Raw genomic sequence first — 21,164 nt, 5'->3', positions numbered from 1 at the left:
GCTACGGCATCAGTACGTCGCGAAGGTGCTTGACCTTGGGGCGATGTCGCCATGGGTCGAGAGTTCGCACAACATCCACGATGACGTTCATCGTGCGCTCCGAACGGGTTTCACGGGCCACAGCCACTGATGTCTCGGCTACTGCGGCGGCTTCGTCCGGCTCGCCACCCAGCGCGAAGGCCTTGGCCTGGCGAGCGCCGAAAAAGCCGCTGTCGCGCCGAGAGAGCGAATCTCCTGCCAATACCTGTCCGAACAATTCCGCCGCTCGATGGGGCTTGCCGGCTTCGGTGTAGCAGCACGCCGAACGTACCAACAGCGTCCCTTCGCTGAAGTAGCTCACCAGCCCGTCACCACCTGCTGACCCGTTTGCCCGGGTCAGCAGCTGCTGTGCGGTATCGAGGCCCTTCTCCACGGCCGCCATCGACTCACCGGTCATGGCCAGCCCGAGCGCTTCTTGCTGTACCACTTCGGCTTGTACCCGTACTGGCAGTTGCCACGGCCCTTCCTTCGCCGCCTGCGCAAGCGACAGCAGTATCCCGGCATCGCGGGAGTCGTAGGACATCTGGGATTTCTTGAGCAACACGTATCCCTGCATTGGCAGACTGCCCGCCGCCTGCGCCCATTCCATTGCCCGGTCATAGAGGAACGTCGCGGTCAGGGGGTCTTGAAGATCGCGGTACAACCATCCCGCGAATTCGGCACCGTCAGCGCCGACCGCGAGCAATTGCCGACGAACCTCCGAGGACACGTCCCGGCTGTGACGGCGTATCGCCCCCAGCACGGCAAGCGTCAGGGGCAACGCTTCGGCGGGGCCGTGCGTGCCATCATCGCGCTTACATCGGTCCAACTGCCCGCGGAAGAACTCGACCACCGTGCCGTCGAAGTAACGGCGCGCATCCTCAAGTGCCCGGCCAACCTGCTCCAGATCGTCGCAGTGGCTGATCGGTGGCGTACCAGATCCGTCGCTGGCCAGCCATCGGGCCAGCGCCAGCGTGTTATTGCCTGTGGCGCTTACGTTTTCGGTGGGCGGTGCCACTAGCGCCGCATCAGCCTCGGGCAGCTTGAACCACAGAAGTTGCGGTGGGATGCGAAGAATCTGCGCCCACCGCACGAGCTTCGAAAGTTGCTCGGGAGCAGCGCCTTTCTCGATACGGCTGAGCTGTGCCTGGGTCATGTCCAGCCAGTTGGCAACCAACTCCTGAGGCAACGGCTGACCATGATGAGGATGGGACCGATACGCGAAGATGACTCGCCCCATGTGCCACGTAGCCAGCGCATCGCGCATCTGGTCTGTTTCCCAGAAGGCGGGCGGCAGCCCTGGCGGATAGTGCCGCTGGCCACGTGCCATGACTTCGCAGGCACCACATAACGGGGCTGGGTTGTAGCGGCTCAATCTGCTGCCGCAACGCGCGCAGTAGCGCTGCTCATGCGGTGCCTCAGTCATGGTGAACCGCCCGATATCCCGTGAGGATCCCCTCACCCCCATTTGCGCTGGTCAGAGAACGCTACCACCGATTTCCATGATCGGCATGCGTTCCACGTATATCCCGTATTCACGGTGGTCGTGGTTGGTTTCGGGCCGAAATCCGACCCTTGAGGGCCTGGAAGTACCCGGATTGCCACACGGAAGGGATCGGCCATGGCGCTCAGTCTGGTAGTACCCATCTTCGGCCCACCGGCCGCCGGAAAAACGACGCTGACCTTACACCTCGCACGATCACCAGGACGGCAAGTTTTTCGGCTGCGAGAGCACATCCCTACCGACGTTCTGGCTACGACCGCCACCAGCAGCGAACGACTCGGCTGGATCGACGAATTTACCGTCGGTGAGGCACTGCGAACCTACTTCGCAGGCGCGCAGCAGGATTCGAAAACACATACTGTGCTCCTCGATAATTTTCCGGGGTCCGGTGCCCAGGTCGACCAACTGCTGTCCACACTGCTCATGCTTGAGCCGACGCCGCACATCGAGCCGATCGAAATCGTCACGGACGAAAAGACACTCCGGCAGCGGGCACGCAATCGGAAGGTCTGTCACCAGTGCGAGCGCGATCCCATCCACGACCCTCGCCTTCCAGCCATCCCTCGCGAAGGCGATCCGTGGGAGTGCGCCGTCTGTGGCGGGCTTCTCCATCCCCGGCGCGGGGATTCGCCGCGGCTCTTCAAAGCGCGCCTCCACCGCTACCACCAGACGGCAGCCGGCATCCGGCATGGTTTTGAAAGCTCCGGCCTCGCCGTCACCCAGCTCGACACCACCAACACCATCGACGGCCCGGCAGATCTGTCTGCGCCGCTGCTTATTTCACGGAGCCCGATTTCATGACCAGCACTGACCTCCCCATGCCATCCCTCAAGCTGAACGACGACGGCTACGGCCACGCCCGGATGCCCAGGGGCGGAAACGTTCCCGAGCCTCAGAAGATCGACCGCGTGGCATATGGGCGATTCCGTAACGTCTACCTCTACATCACCGAGGCGTGCCAACTGCGGTGCGAACACTGCTACATGGGCGAGCGGCTGGAGCGAGCGCTGAAGATGCCGCTTCCGAAGATCGTGGATACGCTCACCACCTGGCGTCGGCTGGGCGGGGGCAAATTGACCATCCTCGGCGGTGAACCGACGCTGCACCCGCACTACTGCGAGGTGATCCGGCTCAGTCGAAAGCTCGGCTACGAGCACGTCATCACCACGACGAATGCTCAGAAGCCCGCGCTCCGCCGCTTTCGCCAGCTCGCTCCGGATGATTTCGCCTACGTACAGGTCAGCCTCGATGGTGGCAGCCAGGAGACGCACGACGCCGTGCGTGGGAGCGGCACCTTCGATGAAGCCTTGGAAACCACGCGGGAGTTGGCCGATCGCGGCTTCGACGTCCGGATCATCTGCACTGTCAACAAAGCCAACGAGCGAGATGTGTTGCAACTCCTAGCGATTGCCGATGTCTTGGGTGTGAGTCTGGTGAAGTTCCACGTGTTCTCGACCATCGGAACCGGCCACGGCAACGCCGATATGGCCATGACGCCGCCGGAATGGGTGGATTTTTGTGATCGGCTGAGTGAGGTTGCGCCGCAGTACAAGACGAGGGTGTGGTATCAGCCGACGTACGCCCGTCGCGATCAGATGGAGCGCTACGCCGCCGAGGGATATCAAGGATGCATCGGCCGCACGCTTGACCGGATCTCGATCTTTCCGGATGGCCGCTGCTACGTCTGCTCGTACCTGTTCGACACCGAATTGCACTTCGCGCAGATGGTCGACGGCCACGTCCAGCTCAACCACGACGTCAACGAGTTCGATCTGTTCACGCAGCCACTGACCGAAAGTGCTTGCGGTGGCTGCAAAGCGGGTGCCTGCATGGGCGGCTGCCCCGCCGAAGAGGTCGTGATGGGTCAATCCTCTTGTGCGGCCTACGACGACATCGTGCCGGTCTGCCGGTTGTGGAAGTCCAGCGCGAAGCCCGAGGAGTGACACCGATGGACGATATGGACCGCGTGGTCGAAGAATTGTGCTGGATCGACTGGAACGACATTGACGAAGTCGAGCTGATGTGCCGGGAGGCATTGCAACAGCTGGCGGCACACCCGAGCATCATCCGCGGCCGGCTGAATGACCTGCCGAACCGGCCGGAGCTGCTGAACCTCTGCGAGCACTACGACATCCTGGACAAAATCGTGCTCGCCAGCGAGGACGATCCGGGCGTGCGGGTGCGGCTGCACGTGTTCCTGCCAGGCTATTTCGACCGGCCGCACAACCACCGCTGGAGCTACGCCAGCAAAATTTTGCGCGGTCACTACCGGCACTACCTGTTCGGCAACGCCGAACTGGACGAATGGGTGGAGCCGGGCAAACTGCCTGTGCTGCACGTCCGCGAGGAGCCCGTGGGCACGACGTATGCCCTGCACCACTCGATGGTGCACGCGGTTGTCGCCGAGCCGTTCACGGTGAGCCTGGTAGTGCGCGGCCCTGCGGTGAAGGACAAGTTCTTGGTGATGGACCGGCACACCAATGAGGCTTGGTGGCAGTACGGAGCGAAGGATGAATCCGAGGAGGAGACGCAAAAGAAGCAGATGAGCCGGGGACGGTTCGCTGAAGTAACCGGTTGGCTCGACGAGTGGAAGGTCTTCTAACGCAGGCCCGTCCGGTCAACACGTGCCAGATACCGCCTTGCTGGTTCGAGCGCAATGGCCACGGCAGCCGACACCACGATTGTCGTGGCCACGGTGTCGAGCAGGCGCGACGATATTGGTGTCGCCGCATTCGAACGGCTGACTGATGGCCCGATCTGGCGGCGTGGTTCCACAAGCTCGACTTTGAGGATCGTGTCGCCGCGCGGTTGTCCTTCGCTAGGGATTGAGCGCGGTTCAGTGCTGTCCCCGGCAACGTCCGACGTGAGTCCCCCTTTCGGGAAGGTCACAAGTACCCACGACTCGAAGAGTCCCGAAACGATCAGCCAGATGCACACATACCCAACGATTGGCAGCCAAACGGGATAATTCCTGTACAACGCCCCGAACAGGAGAAGCCCATACGCAATCGTTGAGATAATTGCACTTGCCCACACCTGGAATCGGTCAAATCCTTGCAGCAGCGTCTGCTGGCGCTGCTGGGCTCTGCCCTTATCCCGCTTCTTGTCCCGCCGATACAGCTCTGAGTGTCCGACAATTCCTATTGCGCCAAGCCCAGCTGCGATGAAGCTTGCAATCCACCACCGCTGCCCTGGGAGGAGCGCAAAGAGACTGATCCCTAGCGGAGCGACCAGCTCCAGCAGGACTGTCGCGGCGACGTAACTGCGCAAGGACCGGAGTTGTGGTTCGTGCCAGCGATCGAAGCCGACCTGTAGGCCGACGAATAGGAGTACCAGCACCGCCCCCGAGACAAGTGCGATGACCTCGAAGTACTTCATCCATTCCGAGCTCAGTCCCATGTGCAGCATGATCCATGCTTGGGCGAAGACACGCTAGAGACGCAACATCGACGTTACGGTTCACAGCCCCGAAAGATCCTGCGCCTTAAGGGTGTACCGGATTGGCACTGGTTGCAAAACGCCGGATCTCATCGAGACTCGGCAGCGGGGCGCTGTGGTGTCGTGCGCACCGCAGCGCCCCGCTGGCCGACCCCAGCACCATACTGCGCTCCATCGCCCACCCTGCCCGCTGGCCGTAGAGTAATCCCGCTGAGAAGGCCGCGCCCGCGCAGTGCGTATGGCGCACCTCGACCGGGAACGCCAGCACGGCAACCTCTTCCGTCTCGCTCACTGCCACGGCACCGAAGGAACCGGCCGTCACGATCGCCCAGGCTGCACCCGTCTGCTCTTGCAGCGACGCTGCGACGGCCACGGCTTCCTGGTGTTCGACATCGTCTACGTTGGTCTGAATCAGGAGGTGCGGGTAGCCAGCGATGGCCGCTGCTACTGGCGCGGAGAGTGACGATCCACCCAGGTTAAGCAGCATCGGCACCTCGGCGGCCCGGCCGGCCTCGATGACGCGCACTGCGGTTTGCTCGATCAGCTCGTAGCAATCCACGTAGAGGAACGACGCCTCAGCGATCGGTGCCAAGTCGGCGCGCTCCAGACTGGCCACTACCTCGGGCAGATGGGCGAACCATGTCCGAGTGTGATTGTCGTCGGCAGTCACGACGATCCGCGGCGTACTGACCTCCGAACGGATGGCGAATGCGGATAACACGTCACGCTCACGGAGCCATCGGGTGACGAAGCTCCCTTGTTGATCCGTGCCGATGTCGTTGGTAATCAAGTAAACTGGCGCTCCCATCGAAGCGAGCGCCGCCGCAGTCATCGGCCCGTCTGCCGCGACTGACCATTCAATACCTCGGATTTCCGCCCCATGGTTGGCAAGCGGGAACTGCGGTACCGTCCATAGTTCCGCCAGTGCCAAGTAGCTGACGCACACCACCGGCCCGGCCGGGCTGCTCACGGCTACCAGCCGTAGACGGAAAACGAACGGCCCTGGGCGATATGCCCCATAGCCACGCGACAGTAGTCGATCATGTGGTCCGGCAAGGCATCGGCCGCGAACCATTCGAGCGCGCTGCACTTTTCAGGCTCCCGATTCGTCGGCTCGCCCTGCCAGGTACGCACAGTGAAGAAGAAGGCCATCCGGCCGCCGGACGACGAGTTGTGCATGATGTGGCTGAAGTGCACATCATCAGGCGCGATGGTGACGCCGATCTCCTCCTCAGCTTCACGGATCAGGGCGTCGATCACGGATTCGTCGGCTTCGAGGTGGCCGCTCGGCAAATGCCAGGCTCCATCCTCGAAACCGGTGTTCTGGCGCTGCCCAAAGAGCACGTCACTGCCCCGGCGCAATACGAGGTGCACGTCCCCAGTCACCTTGTGGCGCTGCGGTTTTGAATCGACGGCTTCTGTAGAAATTGTTTCAGTCATGAAGTGAAAATCCCCTCTTTTATGGTAGTCGACCTGCGGTTTTGCGACAAGCCAGGCTGAGCTTATTCCCTTCCCGTTCGTCGTCATATACGCCGAACGTATACCGACCAATGGGTCCGTGTATGGATGCCGTCGTGCCCACCATTCACCCTCGTTACCAGGCATTTGGCCACACAACCGAACGGAGATGGTGGACATGGACCACGTGCGCCACATCCACATCGAATCCGGTGCGTTGAAGCTGGATTACAGAGGCTTGGGCGAACAGGTGCAGAACGTCGCTGACGAACTGATCAGCAGCGGCCCGGAACGGGAGCTACGAGTCAGCATTGACGACAACGTGACTGACGAGCTGCCCCTACTGCCCTGCAGCAGATTGTGGGAGTAACGATGGCCGCAGAACCGTTGCCGCACCGGACTTTCGTGCACGCGGATGGGAAGCTGTCCGAGTTCATGTGCCAGGTGCATCTGCTGGAGTTGACGCCGGAACGCGCCGAGGAGCTGCGCTATATCCATAGAACGCATCACCCGGACGAGTGTGTGGTGCACCTGGAGTCGGCCTATCTGCTGATGATCGAGGACGACTGAGGTGACAGCCTCGATCGTCTGGGTACTGTGGCCCGCTTCGGTGTTCTTCACGGCGGTGCTCAGCTACCGGGCCGGGGCCTACTGGAGTTCGAGGGAAAGCGTTGGGCGGCACTGGGCTGGAGTGGTGCCGAGCGACGATCCCTGGGACGAGGAGCTGGCGGACGACGAAATCGGGGTCGAAGGAGGAAGCGACCCGATGCCGGCACCGGACCAGGCTCCTCGCTGGTGGAGGGATGAGGATGATACGGAGGTGTTGCCACGGCTGCAGGACATACGACCGCCGATACGGGCAACGCCGATTCGGCGACCTCGGTGGATAGATGGCGACACCTCGTAGTGAAAAAGCAAACCAAATGAAGAGGGCCGCATTGTCTTTTGACAACACGGCCCTGTCCCTTCATGTGACTGCGCTGGGTTTCCGCCCCACGATTTCGCAGACGTACCCCAGTGCACGCGGCGATCAATCGTCTGTTGTCGGCTTCGGCTTCAGCTCTTTTCCAAGCGTCTGCTCAACATCCAGTTTCCGCGGTGCCCACCACGCCACCTTCCCGCTGTCCCTGGCGAAGCGGGCCGTCGCCGCCGGCATTCACGTCATCACGCCGGAGGAGTTGATCGGCCTCGTGGCGCACGGAGGAGCTGTATGAACGCGCCATTGAACTCAAGCGCTGAATCAATATCAGGCTGTCATTGAAGGTCGGCCTTCTCGCGCCAATCCAGATGGTTTCATCTTCGTCGCTGATAGCGGCGACCCGCTGTCGCAATCGCAGCTATATAAGATATTCACGGACATCTGTAAGCGCGCTGGAGTGCGCCGTATACGAATACACGACCTACGCCATACTGCTGCAACACTACTCAAGAACGCTCACGTGCCGGATCGTGACATTCAACTCATACTTGGACACTCGCGGGTATCAATAACTCAGGAAATCTACCAACATGGTGACACCGAAACTCAGTACCAAGCTTTGAGCCGTCTGGAGGACAGATTGCTGCTGGGCGTAGATGGCAGTGACGGTAGCCGTCAAGCTCAGCCGTCAAAGCGGATATTGGAGGCCACCATCACCCCCTTTCGCCAGGGGCGAGTAGCAATCGCAGATGCCCGCGAAGATATGTTATCCACAAAAATCAACCATCTCCGCCGCGACCCCAGTCTTGCCCCTGTATTCAAACGCTTGCGAATTGCCGCAAACTCGTACGTGCTCGGCGCTGTTGCCGTCAGAAATAGCCGTCATCCTGACGAAGCAAACCTTGTCCTATGGGAGTGGATTCCCGTGAGGGAATCCCTGACACCGCTCACGACGCCCTTCACTAATCCAACATTCACACCCAATGACGATTATCTAGGAGGACCAATTGGCGAAACGTGGCCGCCCGGCTTCGATCCGGACGCATAAAAAGGCCATCTTGCTACTCAGGGTCTCGACCAAGCGTCAGCTTGAGACAGCCGTCGACATCGACCCTGACGGTCTGTCAATCGCCACCCAACGCGATCAGGGGACCGCCAAAGCAGACGCGATGGGTGTGGAAGTGGTCGAGGAGTTCATTGAGCCCGGCTACTCGGCCAAGACCATCGACAAGCGGCCGGTCATACGGGAGTTGCTCAGGTACCTGACCGAGCATCCCGAGGTCGGCTACGTCATCGTCTACATGCGCTCGCGTGCCTTCCGCAACCGCTTCGACGCCGCCATCGTCGAAGCCCAGCTCAACAAGATGGGTGTCCGCCTCATCAGCGCCAAGGAGGACTTCGGCGAAGGTCCGCATGCCGTGGCGATGGAGGGCATGCTCGACGTGATGAACCACCTGATGAACACGCTGCAAGGCTTGGACATCCAGGAGAAGATGCGCACCAAGGCCGTCAACGGCGGCACGCTCGGCATTGCTCGTATCGGGTACCTCAATGTGCGAGTCGAGTACGAGGGCAAGCTCATCAACACGATCGCCCTGGATGGGCGACGAGCACCACTGGTGCGCAAGGCTTTCGAGCTGTACGCCACGGGACGCTATGGCCTGGAACAACTCGAAGCGACCATGGCCGACCTTGGACTGACAGCACGGGCGATTGGCAAGTACCCAGAGCGCCCGGTGTCCTTCAAACGGCTGCACCAGATGCTCCAAGACCCGTACTACGCGGGATGGATCGACTACGACGGCGAGCTGTACCCCGGCCGCCACGAGCCGATCGTTACCCAGGAACTTTTCGACCGCGTGCAAGACGTCATGGATATGCGCAGTCGCCTAGGGCAGCGGGACCGCGTTCTGCAGCACTACCCGAAGGGTGATCTCTTCTGTGAGCGCTGCCGTCGAGCGGGACGTACCTCCCGGTTGATCTACACGGAGGCGCGGAGCCGAAATAGGAGTCTCTACGGCTACTTCCTGTGTCGAGGAAGACAAGACCGGCTGTGTGATCTGCCCTACCTCCCCGTCGAACAGGTCGAACAGGCCATTGCCGACCACTACAGCACGCTTCAACTCCCCGCACGGTTCCTGGATGAGATTCGCGAAGCCCTAGAGGCGGCGCTGAGCGACGAACAGGGCGACTTGCGTGACACACACGGCACGCTGAGAAAGCAGCTCAAAGAGCTCGACGGCCAGGAAGAGCGATTGCTCGATCTCGCGATGGACAAGGCTCTCCCCCAGCCCAAGATCAAAGCACGCCTGCGCCGCATCCAGAACGACCGCGCCAGTATCGAGGCACGTCTCAACGCAACCACCGCAGAGCTGACGGTGGGGGTCGAAGTGCTCACCAGTGCTCTTGACCTTCTCCGCGACCCCCAGCAGATGTACGAAGACGGCAGTGATGCCGTGCGGCGTCATCTCAACCAGACGTTTTTCGAATGCTTCTACGTGGACATCGAAGGGGTGCTGACGGACCAGCTCAAGGAGCCGTTTGGGGACCTGCACGAAGTCGTTGGTGTGGATCGCACCTTTCACCGGGCGATCACCGGCCATGTATCGCCAGGTAGAAGGTCTAGAAACGAAGAAAGTGGTCCTACTCTCCCCCTGGTCCCGAAGGACCCCGGTTCGAGTAGGACCACCCTTGTGGAGCTGCCGGGAATTGAACCCGGGTCCTCCGCCGCTTCTTCAGGGCTTCTCCGTGTGCAGTTCGCTGAGCCTCTACTCGGATCTCTCGGTCACGCGAACAAGCCGAGATGACGATCCCAGTCGCTGTTCGATGTCCCGTACGACTCCGCGACCGAGCCGCACGGTAGAGCTCTCTAGCTGATGCCAGTACCCGGGCCGAGAGCAAACCCGGACTGACAGACACGCTCTACTGCTTAGGCAGCGAGAGCGTAGTCGCGCTGATGAGAATCGGCGCTTATTGGGTTACAGCGACGCTTACGGTGGTCTCCTGCCTGCACCGACACGCTTCCCCTGAATCGACGTACGCAGTCGAAACCGATCAGCCCCGTACTCAACTCAGTTGAACACCCGGCTGGTGGGCCGGGCTGTTCATATTAACATCACTTCGCCGTCATACATTCCCGCCGGTCAGTGCATACCTTTCACGCGCCGGCCGAGTTCGCGCGTCACCTCTCGCTCCGCGGTCCGGCGGGCCAGGTCGTGGCGCTTGTCGTAGTCCTGCTTACCCTTGGCCAGCGCCAGTTCGACCTTCACCTTGCCGTCGGCGAAATACATCGACAGCGGGACGAGGGTTTGTGAGCTCTCCTTGGTCTTGCCGGTGAGCTTGTCGATCTCGCGACGGTGCAGCAGCAGTTTCCGAGTGCGGCGCGGGGCGTGGTTGGTCCAGGTGCCGTGCCCGTATTCGGGAATGTGCAGGCCACGCAGCCACACCTCCCCGTCGTCGATGGTGGCGTAGGCGTCCACCAGCGACGCCTTACCTTCCCGCAGGCTTTTCACCTCGGTACCGACCAGCGCGATCCCCGCCTCGTAGGTGTCGAGGATCGTGTAGTTGTGCCGCGCCTTGCGGTTGGTGGCGATGACCTTGCGCCCCTTCTCCTTCATGAACACCTTTCCCTCGACTCCGCGCAGCTCGGCGGCGCTCCACGCTGTCATTGTGCCTCGACGCCCGCTGAGCGTACGGACCTGTCCGGTTTACACGGCCGCCGAACAGAAGGAAAACGAAATTCCCACGCGGAACATGCCGTGATCCGGCTCACGGCCGGCCGGTCTCCGGCAACCCGCCCGCGCCGCCCGGGCGCCGGTGTCGCGGGAGAAACCACCGCACCGGCAGGCGGCGGCAGCGGACGAATGCGGACATCCCCACCGCCGGGAACCGATTTTGTGTGCCCATCGCCGAGTGAGCGCGCAAAATGGTTGCGTGACAACGGTACCCAGATTCAGAGTGAGCACCGCCTCGGATCGTGTACTCGACGACCCGACCGATGCGCAACTACACGATCTCCTGGCCGAGTTGGATTACCGAGAACCCCAACTCGTCGTCGAACGCCCGGGTTCGCCTGCGGCCCAACACTATCTGCGCGTCGAGATGGATCGGCGCATCGATCCCGACGACGGTCGCGGCTATATCGTCGAATACGGCGGGGGCGGGCCGGGCATGCAGTTCCGCGCCAGCGTGCGCGACACCGCGCGCTGGGGAACCCCGCACTCACCCGCCTTCGAGCTCGTCGCAAAGACCGTGCAGGACTGGGCCTTTCAGCGCTACGGCTGGCAGAACGCGATGATGTGGGAGCGGGTGAGCACCGACTGCTGACGCGCGGTCAGCCGCCGGGGCGGACCTGCAGATAGAGAATCAGCAAGGCGATCCACGCGAGTAGCAGCACCACGGTCGTCAGCCGCGGGCGACCGAGCGGGTTCGCGTGCGGGCGCAGCCACCCGGCCTCGACCGAATCCGCTCGGGTGCGGCGAGGTCCGGGTTTCGCGGCATCCGGCGGATCGCCGCCGGGGCCGGAATCCGACGACTGATCGGAGCGGTCGTCGTGATGGTCGTGGGACATAGCGGCACGCTACCGCTATCCGCCCGGTCGCACCGCCAGATACAGCGCCAAGACGGCAATCCAGACAGTGATCAGGGCCAGCGTCGAGGGCCGCATGCCGGTGCGGGCTCGTCGCAACTGCCGGGTCATGCCGATCCGGCCCAGAGGCCGCACCCCGAGCCGGGAAGGATCCGGCGTGGCCGAGACGGCCCAATCGGCGCCTGAAGCCGGGTCGTGGTTCTTCGGCGACCCGTTGGTTTCGATCACTCCGTCCTGCCCATGTGTCACGGCGAGACGGTTACCCGCGCCGGGCGGAGGGATAAACGTGGAACGGGCGCCACCCCGAGTCCGGCGTGGCGGTCGACACCGGCGCGCACAGCGACCGCAACCACCGTCCGCGCTGGTGAGCGGGCACGCCGATGCACCGAGCGGTTCAGTAGAAGTCGTCCGGCGGGGGCTCGAAATCGGCGTCGGGGATGTCCCGGTTCACCGAATCGTTCGGGGCTGCCGGTTCCGCGGCCTCGAACCTCGAGCGTGTGACCGGGCCGCGAGACGGTTCCGGGCGCGGGCGGGCACCCGATGCGGCTGCGCGGGAGGAGCCGCGCCGGCCGGCCGGTCGCTCGGCTCGGTTCGGACGCGGGGCCGGCGCCTCCGCCGCCCCGACCGAGCTACCCGCATCGAATCCCACGACCACTTCGAGGACACCTTCGCCGTACTTCGCGAGCTTGTTCTCACCGATTCCGCTGATGCCGCCGAGTTCGGCCAGGGTCGCGGGGGCACGGCCGGCGATATCGCGCAGGGTGGCGTCGTGGAAGACGACGTAGGCGGGAACGCCCTGCTCCTTGGCGACCGAGGCACGCCAGGCACGAAGCTGTTCGAACAGGTCTGCCGCGGCGGGCGCCAGCTCGGCCGCGGCGAGGCGGGACGCCTTCGCCTTGGCCGCGCGCGGTGGCTTCACGCGTTCCGGCTCGCGGCGCATGAGGACCGTGCGGTTCTTGAACAGCACCTCGTCGCTGGCTTCGGTGAGGGTCAGCACGCCGTATTCGCCGTGCACCGCGAGCAGGCCCTGGGCGAGCAACTGGCGGATCACGCCGCGCCATTCGGTATCGCGCAAATCGGCGCCGACGCCGAACACCTTCAACTCGTTGTGCTTGTGCTGCAACACTTTCGGATTCGACTTCCCGAGCAGGATGTCGACGATATGTCCGGCGCCGAAGCTCTGCCCGCGTTCGCGTTTGAGCCGCAGCACCGCCGAGAGCACCTTCTGCGCGGCGACCGTGCCGTCCCAGGATTCCGGCGGATTCAGGCAGGTGTCGCAGTTACCGCAGGTATCACCGGATTGGCCGAAGTAGTTGAGCAGCTGGGTGCGGCGGCACTGCACGGTCTCGCACAGCGCGAGCATCGCATCCAGGTGGAGCTGTAACTGCCGCCGGTGCGCCGCGTCGCCTTCGGAGGAGTCGATCATCTTGCGTTGCTGCACAACATCATTGAGGCCGTAGACCATCCAGGCGGTGGACGGCAGGCCGTCGCGGCCGGCGCGACCGGTCTCCTGGTAGTAGCCCTCCACCGACTTGGGCAGATCCAGATGTGCCACGAACCGCACATCGGGTTTGTCGATGCCCATCCCGAAGGCGATCGTCGCGACGACGATCAGCCCGTCCTCGCGCAGGAACCTGGCCTGGTTGGTGGCGCGGGTACGCGCGTCCAGACCGGCGTGATAGGGCACCGCCTCGATTCCGTTGCGGCACAGGAATTCCGCGGTCCGCTCGACCGAATTGCGAGACAGGCAGTAGACGATGCCCGCCTCCCCCGGATGTTCGGTGCGGATGAAGGACAGCAGTTGCTGATCGGCGCGATTCTTCGGTTCGATCCGGTACTGGATATTGGGCCGGTCGAAACCCGCGACGAAATGCTTGGCCCCGGTGAGGTCGAGCCGCTCGGTGATCTCGCGGCGTGTGGCCTCGGTGGCGGTGGCGGTCAAGGCGATCCGCGGCACGTCGGGCCAGCGTTCGTGCAGTACCGACAACGCCAGATAGTCGGGCCGGAAGTCGTGGCCCCACTGTGAGACACAGTGTGCCTCGTCGATGGCGAATACGGACACCTTGCCGCGATCGAGTAATTCCGCGGTCGATTCGAGCTTCAACCGCTCCGGCGCCAGATACAACACATCCAGTTCCCCGGCGACGAACTGCGCCTCGACCGTGCGCCGCTCGTCCGGGTATTGGGTGGAGTTGAGAAATCCGGCCCGCACCCCGAGCGCGGTCAGCGCGTCGACCTGATCCTGCATCAGCGCGATCAGCGGCGAGATGACCACACCCACCCCCGGCCGCACCAGCGCCGGAATCTGATAACACAGCGACTTGCCGCCGCCGGTAGGCATCAGAACGAGCGCATCGCCCCCGGAGACGACCTGATCGACGATCTCGCGCTGTAATCCCCGGAAACTGTCGTACCCGAATACACGCTGCAGAATCTGTTGCGCCGCATCGGTTTCCACAGTGCGCGACGAAGCATCGGCCGTCTCGAGCGTCTCCGGGGAATTCACGCCAGCCATCCTACGGACCACCACCGACGATCCGAACCCCCAATCCACAGCCGCACCCGTTGCTGTCGATTCTGCGAACCACCACCGATTGATAGTCTCCGCCGACGTGACCGACTCCGCCCCGATGCGACCGGCAACACCGAACGACGCCAGCGCGATTCTCGCGTTGCTGCTCTGCTCCGGCTGGAACCCGGAACGACCCTATTCGCGCACGTAGTAGCGCAGTGTGCCGTAGGCAGTCAGCGCGGCGAACACGATGCCGACCGGCACCACGGTCAGCGCCACCACCGCGATGTCGTCGCCGGTGATGCGCGGGAAGACCTTCGACGCGAACAGGTCGCCGAGGGCGCGGTCGATGACCAGCGGCCGCGCGATCATCAGTCCGATCACCGCCAGCACCGACCCGGCCAGCGCGGCGACCACCGCCTCGAGCAGGAACGGCAGCTGGGTGTACCAGCGCGTCGCACCGACCAGCCGCATGATGCCGACCTCCTCCCGGCGCGTGAACGCCGCGATCTGCACCATATTCGCGATCAGCAGCAGGGCGGCCAGGGCCTGCAGTACCGCCAGGCCGAAGGCCGCGTTGCGCAGGCCGTCGAACAGGCTCACCAGCCGGTCGACGATGTCCTTGTCGTTGCGCACGAATCCGACCCCGGGTTTGCCCTGGAAGTCCTTGAAGATGCGCGGATACTGCGAAGCGTCGGTCATCTTGACGCGCAGCGAGGCCGGCAGGGGTGACTCGCTGACGTATTTGGCCAGCTCCGGCTGATCCTTGAAGGTCTTCTCCTTCGCCTCCCGGACCGCCTCCTCGCGATTGAGGAACTGCACCGATTCCACGCCGGTCTCGGACTTCAGCGCCGACATCAGCGCCTTGCACGGGTCCTGCGAACAGTCCGGATCGTTGGCCGAGACGTCCTCGGTCAGGTACAGCCGCACCTCGAGCCGGTCCAGGAAGTACTGCTCGGTCTTGTCGGCCATCCGGACGGCCAGCATGCCGCCGCCGAGCATGGTGAGCGAGACAGCGGTGGTGAGGATCATCGCGATGGTCATGGTGACGTTGCGGCGTAGGCCGTTGAAGACCTCACCGAAGAGGAAGCTCGCGCGCATTACCGGCCCACCCCGTACACGCCGGTGGCCTCGTCGCGGACCAGGCGGCCGCGATCGAGTTCGACCACGCGCCGGCGCATGGCGTCGACGATGTGATTGTCGTGGGTGGCCATCAGCACCGTGGTGCCCGTGCGGTTGATGCGTTCCAGCAACATCATGATGTCCTGACTGGTGTCGGGGTCCAGGTTGCCGGTGGGTTCGTCGGCGAGCAGTACCAGCGGCCGGTTCACGAACGCGCGGGCGATCGCGACCCGCTGCTGTTCACCGCCGGACAGCTCGGTCGGCAGGCGATCCGCCTTACCGGACAAACCCACCAGGTCCAGCGCCTCCGGCACCGCCCGATTGATGAATTTGCGATTCTTGCCGATCACCTCGAGCGCGAACGCCACGTTTTGTTCGACCGTCTTCTGCTGCAACAACCGGAAATCCTGGAAGACGCAGCCGAGGCGCTGGCGCAGCTTGGGCACCCGTCGTCCCGGCAACCGGTCGACCCGGAAATCCGCGACATGCACTTCGCCGGTGGTCGGCTTGACCTCTTTCAGCAACAGTTGCATGAACGTCGATTTACCCGACCCGGACGGTCCGATAATGAAGACGAACTCGCCCTTGTCGACCTCGACCGAAACATTGTCCAGCGCGGGTCTCGTCGAGGTTTTATATGACTTGGTGACGTTCCGCAGGGTGATCACGAGGTGCCAGTGTAGCCAGCGAAGTCATGGCACACCCCGGCCCACTCCGGAGCATGCGACTTGTCACAGAGAGGTCAGCGGGCCGGCGCGGTCGTCAGCGCGGAACCGGAAACGGTATTCGCGATGTTGGGAAAACCGGAATGGTCCGGCGTGGCCGGCTTCACGAACAGATACAGCACGAGCGTCGCGACCCAGACACTGACCAAGATCGCGGTCGATTTACGCGGTTTCACTCAAACCCTCCCGACGCAGCGCCGCGGCGACACGCACTCGCAGCTCGCGTCCGACGTCGAATTGTTTACCCGGCAGTGTGCGGGCCACCATCCGAATGTTCATCTGGTCGACGGTGAGATCTTCCAGGCCCATCACCGTAGGTTCGTCCAGCAGTAGCGATTTCAGGCGGCGATCCTGAAATGCTTTGGCGCCCACTTCGTGCAGGATTTCGTTGACCTTGGTGATATCGGCGGTGGCGGGCACCGGCACATCGATCGCCGCGCGGGCCCAATCCTTCGACAGATTGGTCACTTTCACGATCTGCCCGTTGGGCACCGTGATGACCTCCCCGTCCGGATTGCGCAATGTGGTGATCCGCAGCGTGACGTCCTCCACGGTACCTTCGGCCGGCTCGGATTGCCCGGTGACCGCGATGCGCACCACATCACCGAATCCGTACTGCCGCTCGGTGATCAGGAAGAATCCGGCGAGCAGGTCCTGCACGATGCGCTGGGCGCCGAAACCGAGCGCGGCACCCAGCACCGCGGCCGGAGCGACCAGACCGCCGAGCTGAAAGCCCAAGCGCTGCAACACTTCCAGCGACACCAGGAAGTAGACGATGGACAGCACCACCCAGGTGATGACCTGGGCCAGTGCATGGCGATGTTTGGCGGCCTCGGTGCGCACCAGCGAATCGCTGCTCTGGAAACCGGCGTCGATGCGGCGGGTGATGCGGTCACGCACGAAGGTGGCGAAGCGGCTGAACAGCATCGCGCCCACGATCAGCAGCACGATCTCGAGCCCGCTGCCGCGCAGCCACGACGTGAATTCCGCACCGGATCCGGTGGCGAGAGTCGTCGTCATCGGCGCATCCTTTCCGGTATCAACCGTGCACCGACACAAGCCGATCTGCCGCCCGAACACACGCCAGACAGGTTACTACGACCGGCGACCGACCGATATGCCGTGATTGTGCCGTGATAGGCGGGTTTCACGCGTCCTGGCGCATCCGCCAGCGGATTCCCTCTTCGATGAAACCGTCGATATCACCGTCGAGAACCGAGGACGGATTGTTCACCTCGAAGTTGGTGCGCAGGTCCTTGACCATCTGGTACGGGTGCAGCACGTACGAGCGCATCTGGTTACCCCAGGAGGCGCCCTCGGTGGTCTTGAGCGCGTCCATCTCGGCGCGCTCCTCCTGCCGTTTGCGCTCCAGCAGCTTGGCCTGCAGCACGCGCATGGCCGAAATCTTGTTCTGCAGCTGCGACTTCTCGTTCTGGCAGGTCACCACGATGCCGGTCGGGAGGTGGGTGATCCGCACCGCCGAATCGGTGGTGTTGACGCTCTGGCCACCCGGGCCCGAGGAGCGATACACGTCGACGCGGATCTCCGACTCCGGAACCTCGATATGGTCGGTGCCCTCGACCACGGGCAGCACCTCGACCTCGGCGAAGGAGGTCTGGCGACGGCCCTGGTTGTCGAAGGGGCTGATCCGCACCAGGCGATGGGTCCCCATCTCCACCGAGAGGGTGCCGTAGGCGTAGGGCACCTTCACCGCGAAGGTGGCGCTCTTGATGCCCGCCTCCTCGGCGTAGGAGGTGTCGTAGATCTCGACCGGATACTTGTGGCGCTCGGCCCAGCGCACATACATGCGCATCAGCATCTGCGCCCAGTCGGCGGCGTCCACACCACCGGCGCCCGAGCGGATGTTGACCAGCGCCTCGCGCTTGTCGTACTCGCCCGAGAGCAGCGTGCGCACCTCCATCGCCTCGACGTCGGCGTGCAGCGCGGCCCGTTCGGCGTCGGCATCGGCGAGGGCGGACGTGCGGGCCTCGCCCTCTTCCTCTTCGGCGAGTTCGTAGAGCACCGGCAGATCGTCGAGCCGCTGCCGCAGTTCGGTGACGCGGCGCAGCTCACCCTGGGCGTGCGACAGCTCGCTGGTCACCTGCTGGGCGTGTTCCTGGTTGTTCCACAGCTCCGGGTCGGCGGCCTGATGTTCGAGCTCGTCGATGCGACGGCGCAGCTCGTCCACGTCGAGTACCGACTCGACAGTCTTCAACGTGGTGTCGAGTTCGGCGAGATCAGCGGAAACGTCAGGATGCACGGTTGTCCAATCTACCGCTCGCGCAGGTGGCGGTGAAATGCGGCGAGTCGCCGGCAGCCCGGGCGATGCGGCGGGCGGCCGGCTCAGCCCGATACCGCGCGCAATCCACCCGGGCGGCGGCCCAGCAGCGCATCGAGGGCCGCGGCCGTCGCGTCGTCGGCAGGCAGCTGGACCTGGATGTACTGGTCGTCGTCGGCGGACAGGTCCAGCCGTTCGTAGGCCAGCCGCAGCGGACCCGCCTCGGGATGGTCCATCCGGCTGATACCGCTGGTATCCGGCAGCCCGGCGATGTCGGCGACACGACGGGTGAATTCCGCACCCGCCAGCAGCGTCAGCTCGTCGGCGAGCGCGGCGATGGTCGGATCCGAGCGAAAGGGACCGGCCTTCAGGTTGGCTACCGCGAGATCGGCACGACGGTCCCACTCCGGGTAGACGATGCGGGCACGCGGATCGGTGAACAGCCAGCGCGGGTAGCCCGCGGGCAGGCCGTGATCGAGCAGGCCGGTGCCGCCGACCAGCGCGCGATAGCCATCGGTGCAGCTCAAAACCTCACCGAGGCGGTTGAAGACGGCCGCGGGCGCCGGTGCGAGACGGTCGAGAATGGTCTGCACCGCGGCCCGGACCAGGCGATTGGGCAGCGCGCCGCCCGTACAGCTGAATCCGGGATCGGCGGATTTGACCAGCCGATGCAGCTGGACGCGCTCACTCGGGCTCAATCGAAGGGCATCGGCCAATGCGGACAGCACGCTCGCCGACGGATGCCGGTCTCGGCCCTGCTCCAGCCGGATCAGATATTCGACGCTGACTCCGGCGAGTGTCGCGAGTTCGGCGCGGCGCAGCCCCGGGGTGCGGCGGCGGGGCCCGGCCGGAAGCCCGACCTCGGCGGGGGTGACCGCCGCACGCCGAGTACGCAGGAAAAGCCCCAGCTCGTTATCGCTCACAGATCGACGCTAACAGCGCGGGGCGCGCCGAGGGTATCCCTCTCACTACCACCCTCGCAGCGGGCTCCCTGGCCTCACGCCCGGACGGCAGAGTCGACGACAGCGAACGACGCTTTCCGAAGGAGATCCGAAATGTCCAGCAGCACAATGCGGCTCGCAGTTGTCATCGCCAGCGTCCGGGAGGGCCGCTTCGGGCCGGTGGTCGGTGAGTGGTTCGCCGAACAGGCCCGACGGCACGACGGATTCGAGGTCGACCTCATCGATCTCGCCGTTGCCGATCTGCCCGTCGCACTGCCGGCGGTTCCCCCGCGAATGGAACCGAATCCGCCGCGGCCCGCCGGCATGGTCGATCTGACCCGGCGTCTGGATGCCGCGGATGCGATCGTCATCGTCACGCCCGACATCAACAGCAGTTACCCGGCCTCGATCAAGACGGCGATCGACTGGCACTACACGCAGTGGGACCGCAAGGCGATCGGCTTCGTGGGCTACAGCGGGGCGAGTGGCGGGCTGAACGCCATCGCTCACCTGCGGCAGGTGTTCGCCGAGCTGAACGCGCACACGATCCGCGACTATGTGTCCTTCCCCCGGTACTACCAGCAGTTCGACGCCGAGGGACGGTGGACCGCACCGGGCGAATCCGAGGCGGCGGCAGCGGGAATGCTCGACCAATTGCATTGGTGGGCGAGCGCTTTGGCTGCGGCGCGGGTCGCGGCGTGAACAACGGCTCGCGGTGGCATGGGCCGGTCACAGACGCTCGGCCGGGCCCGCTCAGTGGAACGACCCTCCACACGACGGGAGCCCACAACTAGCCTCGATTCGAATATCTGATTCGTGGTTTCATCCAGCCGAAACAGGAGGGTCGATGGGGACCATCGCCGTAACCGGGAGCGCGTCGGGGATCGGGGCGGCCGTCGCCGCCCACCTGGAGAAGGAAGGGCACCGGGTCATCGGGGTCGATCTGCGCGACGCCGAGGTGACCGCCGATCTGGGCACGGCCGAGGGACGCGCGCACGCGGTCGCCGAGGTCTTCCGGATCAGTGCGGGCCGGCTGGACGGATTCCTGCCCTTCGCCGGTGTCGCCGCCGCGACCGGGCGGCCCGGTGGGCTCGTGGTGTCGGTGAACTACTTCGGCGCGATCGCGCTGCTGGAGGGGCTGCGGCCGCTGCTGCGCGAGTCCGGCAACGCCTCGGTGGTACTGGTGTCGTCGAATTCCACGACGACACAACCACTCTGGCCGGTGGAACTGACCGACGCCTGCCTGGCCGGCGACGAGGAACGCGCCCGCGGCATCGCCGAATCGTTCGGCGACCTGGGCGCGATCCAGGCCTATCCGGCGACGAAAGCGGCCCTGGCCTGGTACGCGCGGACGAAATCGGCGGAGTACATCGCCGACGGCATCCGCCTCAACGCCATCGCGCCCGGCATCATCGACACCCCGATGACTCAGGAGGGCAGCAAGGACGCGCTCACCGGGGAGGGCATGAAGCAGTTCCTCGCCATGACCCCGATCGGGCGGCCCGGTCGGCCGGAGGAGATCGCCGACCTCGCGGCCTTCCTGCTGTCGGACAAGGCCGGTTTCTTCGTGGGCTCGGTGATCTTCTGCGACGGCGGCATCGATGCGGCCTTCCGCGGTAAGGACTGGCCCGCGGTCTGGAATCCGCAGCAGTAGCTCGTGG

The 21,164-nt window shown here is 64.1% G+C and carries 25 protein-coding genes, 1 other RNA gene and 1 pseudogene; 11 read left to right on the top strand and 16 right to left on the bottom strand.

Annotation, left to right across the window (positions count from 1 at the left end; all coding sequences use genetic code 11):
• Position 1: 1 nt before the first annotated feature.
• Positions 2–1,348 (bottom strand): XRE family transcriptional regulator, encoded by a 1,347-nt coding sequence (locus A5780_RS00660; protein WP_231982765.1) that lies wholly within the window; start codon positions 1,346–1,348, stop codon positions 2–4.
• Positions 1,349–1,639: 291 nt separating this feature from the next.
• Between A5780_RS00660 and A5780_RS38795 the strand changes: the two genes are divergently transcribed.
• From A5780_RS38795 to A5780_RS00645, 3 genes are read left to right on the top strand one after another with little or no spacing between them, the layout of a single operon-like run.
• Positions 1,640–2,323 carry a hypothetical protein gene (locus A5780_RS38795; RefSeq protein ID WP_082976211.1) on the top strand — a complete coding sequence of 228 codons (684 nt, stop codon included), beginning with the start codon at positions 1,640–1,642 and terminating at the stop codon, positions 2,321–2,323.
• Entirely contained in the window at positions 2,320–3,465 is a 1,146-nt protein-coding gene (locus A5780_RS00650) for a radical SAM protein (RefSeq protein ID WP_064907452.1), read from the top strand. Before A5780_RS38795 ends, A5780_RS00650 begins: the two co-directional genes overlap by 4 nt.
• 5 nt (positions 3,466–3,470) lie before the next feature.
• Positions 3,471–4,124, top strand: a complete 654-nt coding sequence (locus A5780_RS00645) for a hypothetical protein (RefSeq protein ID WP_064907470.1) — start codon at positions 3,471–3,473, stop codon at positions 4,122–4,124.
• Here the strand turns inward: A5780_RS00645 and A5780_RS00640 are convergent.
• From A5780_RS00640 to A5780_RS00630, 3 genes are all read right to left on the bottom strand, one after another.
• Positions 4,121–4,930 carry a hypothetical protein gene (locus tag A5780_RS00640; RefSeq protein WP_064907451.1) on the bottom strand — a complete coding sequence of 270 codons (810 nt, stop codon included), beginning with the start codon at positions 4,928–4,930 and terminating at the stop codon, positions 4,121–4,123. The two genes, A5780_RS00645 and A5780_RS00640, sit on opposite strands and share 4 nt — an antisense overlap.
• A 76-nt stretch (positions 4,931–5,006) precedes the next feature.
• A complete protein-coding gene (locus tag A5780_RS00635; RefSeq protein ID WP_064907450.1) occupies positions 5,007–5,930 on the bottom strand; it encodes a carbohydrate kinase family protein in 924 nt (307 codons plus the stop codon).
• A 2-nt stretch (positions 5,931–5,932) separates the two neighbouring features.
• Complete coding sequence (locus A5780_RS00630; protein WP_231982763.1) at positions 5,933–6,487, bottom strand: NUDIX domain-containing protein; 555 nt, start codon at positions 6,485–6,487, stop codon at positions 5,933–5,935.
• 100 nt (positions 6,488–6,587) lie between these two features.
• Here A5780_RS00630 and A5780_RS00625 point away from each other — a divergent pair, with 100 nt between their 5' ends.
• The 5 genes and pseudogenes from A5780_RS00625 to A5780_RS42930 all read left to right on the top strand — a co-directional run.
• Positions 6,588–6,788: a hypothetical protein gene (locus A5780_RS00625; RefSeq protein ID WP_064907448.1), complete on the top strand. Its 201-nt coding sequence runs from the start codon at positions 6,588–6,590 to the stop codon at positions 6,786–6,788.
• Between the two features lie 2 nt (positions 6,789–6,790).
• Complete coding sequence (locus A5780_RS00620; protein ID WP_064907447.1) at positions 6,791–6,988, top strand: hypothetical protein; 198 nt, start codon at positions 6,791–6,793, stop codon at positions 6,986–6,988.
• A gap of 320 nt (positions 6,989–7,308) precedes the next feature.
• A complete protein-coding gene (locus A5780_RS00610) occupies positions 7,309–7,632 on the top strand; it encodes a hypothetical protein (protein WP_156769317.1) in 324 nt (107 codons plus the stop codon).
• A 21-nt stretch (positions 7,633–7,653) separates the two neighbouring features.
• Positions 7,654–8,385: a tyrosine-type recombinase/integrase gene (locus A5780_RS38790; RefSeq protein WP_082976209.1), complete on the top strand. Its 732-nt coding sequence runs from the start codon at positions 7,654–7,656 to the stop codon at positions 8,383–8,385.
• A pseudogene (locus A5780_RS42930) lies at positions 8,345–9,154 on the top strand (recombinase family protein); the annotation flags it as partial. The gene A5780_RS38790 and the pseudogene A5780_RS42930, both read left to right, overlap by 41 nt.
• Positions 9,155–9,496: 342 nt before the next feature.
• Here A5780_RS42930 and A5780_RS00600 read toward each other — a convergent pair.
• The 3 genes from A5780_RS00600 to smpB form a co-directional block, all read right to left on the bottom strand.
• Positions 9,497–9,940: a hypothetical protein gene (locus A5780_RS00600; protein ID WP_064907443.1), complete on the bottom strand. Its 444-nt coding sequence runs from the start codon at positions 9,938–9,940 to the stop codon at positions 9,497–9,499.
• Positions 9,941–10,028: 88 nt separating this feature from the next.
• Positions 10,029–10,399, bottom strand: a transfer-messenger RNA (tmRNA) gene (ssrA, locus tag A5780_RS00595).
• 81 nt (positions 10,400–10,480) lie between these two features.
• Positions 10,481–10,954, bottom strand: coding sequence for an SsrA-binding protein SmpB (gene smpB / locus A5780_RS00590; RefSeq protein ID WP_063013852.1), 474 nt, complete (start codon positions 10,952–10,954; stop codon positions 10,481–10,483).
• A 340-nt stretch (positions 10,955–11,294) separates the two neighbouring features.
• On the opposite strand from smpB, the gene A5780_RS00585 reads away from it, so the two are divergent.
• Entirely contained in the window at positions 11,295–11,663 is a 369-nt protein-coding gene (locus tag A5780_RS00585; RefSeq protein WP_064907442.1) for a hypothetical protein, read from the top strand.
• 7 nt (positions 11,664–11,670) lie between these two features.
• Here A5780_RS00585 and A5780_RS00580 read toward each other — a convergent pair whose 3' ends face one another.
• The 9 genes from A5780_RS00580 to A5780_RS00545 form a co-directional block, all read right to left on the bottom strand.
• Complete coding sequence (locus A5780_RS00580; RefSeq protein ID WP_030515490.1) at positions 11,671–11,907, bottom strand: hypothetical protein; 237 nt, start codon at positions 11,905–11,907, stop codon at positions 11,671–11,673.
• A 15-nt stretch (positions 11,908–11,922) separates the two neighbouring features.
• Entirely contained in the window at positions 11,923–12,174 is a 252-nt protein-coding gene (locus A5780_RS00575; RefSeq protein WP_146098649.1) for a hypothetical protein, read from the bottom strand.
• A 145-nt stretch (positions 12,175–12,319) separates the two neighbouring features.
• Positions 12,320–14,440 (bottom strand): DNA helicase RecQ, encoded by a 2,121-nt coding sequence (gene recQ, locus A5780_RS00570; RefSeq protein WP_064907441.1) that lies wholly within the window; start codon positions 14,438–14,440, stop codon positions 12,320–12,322.
• A 192-nt stretch (positions 14,441–14,632) separates the two neighbouring features.
• Positions 14,633–15,538 carry a permease-like cell division protein FtsX gene (gene ftsX, locus A5780_RS00565; protein ID WP_063013804.1) on the bottom strand — a complete coding sequence of 302 codons (906 nt, stop codon included), beginning with the start codon at positions 15,536–15,538 and terminating at the stop codon, positions 14,633–14,635.
• Positions 15,538–16,227 (bottom strand): cell division ATP-binding protein FtsE, encoded by a 690-nt coding sequence (ftsE, locus tag A5780_RS00560; protein ID WP_063013806.1) that lies wholly within the window; start codon positions 16,225–16,227, stop codon positions 15,538–15,540. Before ftsE ends, ftsX begins: the two co-directional genes overlap by 1 nt.
• Before the next feature lie 74 nt (positions 16,228–16,301).
• A complete protein-coding gene (locus A5780_RS39685) occupies positions 16,302–16,460 on the bottom strand; it encodes a hypothetical protein (protein WP_156055619.1) in 159 nt (52 codons plus the stop codon).
• On the bottom strand, positions 16,447–17,304 hold the full coding sequence (locus tag A5780_RS00555; protein WP_063013854.1) for a mechanosensitive ion channel family protein: 858 nt from the start codon (positions 17,302–17,304) through the stop codon (positions 16,447–16,449). The genes A5780_RS39685 and A5780_RS00555 overlap by 14 nt, the downstream gene beginning before the upstream one ends.
• Before the next feature lie 127 nt (positions 17,305–17,431).
• Positions 17,432–18,544: a peptide chain release factor 2 gene (gene prfB, locus A5780_RS00550; RefSeq protein WP_063013808.1), complete on the bottom strand. Its 1,113-nt coding sequence runs from the start codon at positions 18,542–18,544 to the stop codon at positions 17,432–17,434.
• A gap of 83 nt (positions 18,545–18,627) precedes the next feature.
• Positions 18,628–19,485, bottom strand: coding sequence for a helix-turn-helix domain-containing protein (locus A5780_RS00545; protein WP_064907440.1), 858 nt, complete (start codon positions 19,483–19,485; stop codon positions 18,628–18,630).
• 132 nt (positions 19,486–19,617) lie between these two features.
• On the opposite strand from A5780_RS00545, the gene A5780_RS00540 reads away from it, so the two are divergent.
• Positions 19,618–20,205 (top strand): NADPH-dependent FMN reductase, encoded by a 588-nt coding sequence (locus A5780_RS00540; protein WP_064907439.1) that lies wholly within the window; start codon positions 19,618–19,620, stop codon positions 20,203–20,205.
• A 145-nt stretch (positions 20,206–20,350) separates the two neighbouring features.
• Positions 20,351–21,157, top strand: coding sequence for an SDR family oxidoreductase (locus A5780_RS00535; RefSeq protein WP_064907438.1), 807 nt, complete (start codon positions 20,351–20,353; stop codon positions 21,155–21,157).
• Positions 21,158–21,164 lie beyond the last annotated feature (7 nt).

This window comes from Nocardia sp. 852002-20019_SCH5090214 (assembly GCF_001665865.1).
In the GTDB taxonomy this organism is placed as follows: Bacteria; Actinomycetota; Actinomycetes; order Mycobacteriales; family Mycobacteriaceae; genus Nocardia; species Nocardia nova.
The sequence above is the reverse complement of the archived record's forward strand: the minus strand, read 5'-3'. Positions and strand labels throughout refer to the sequence as shown.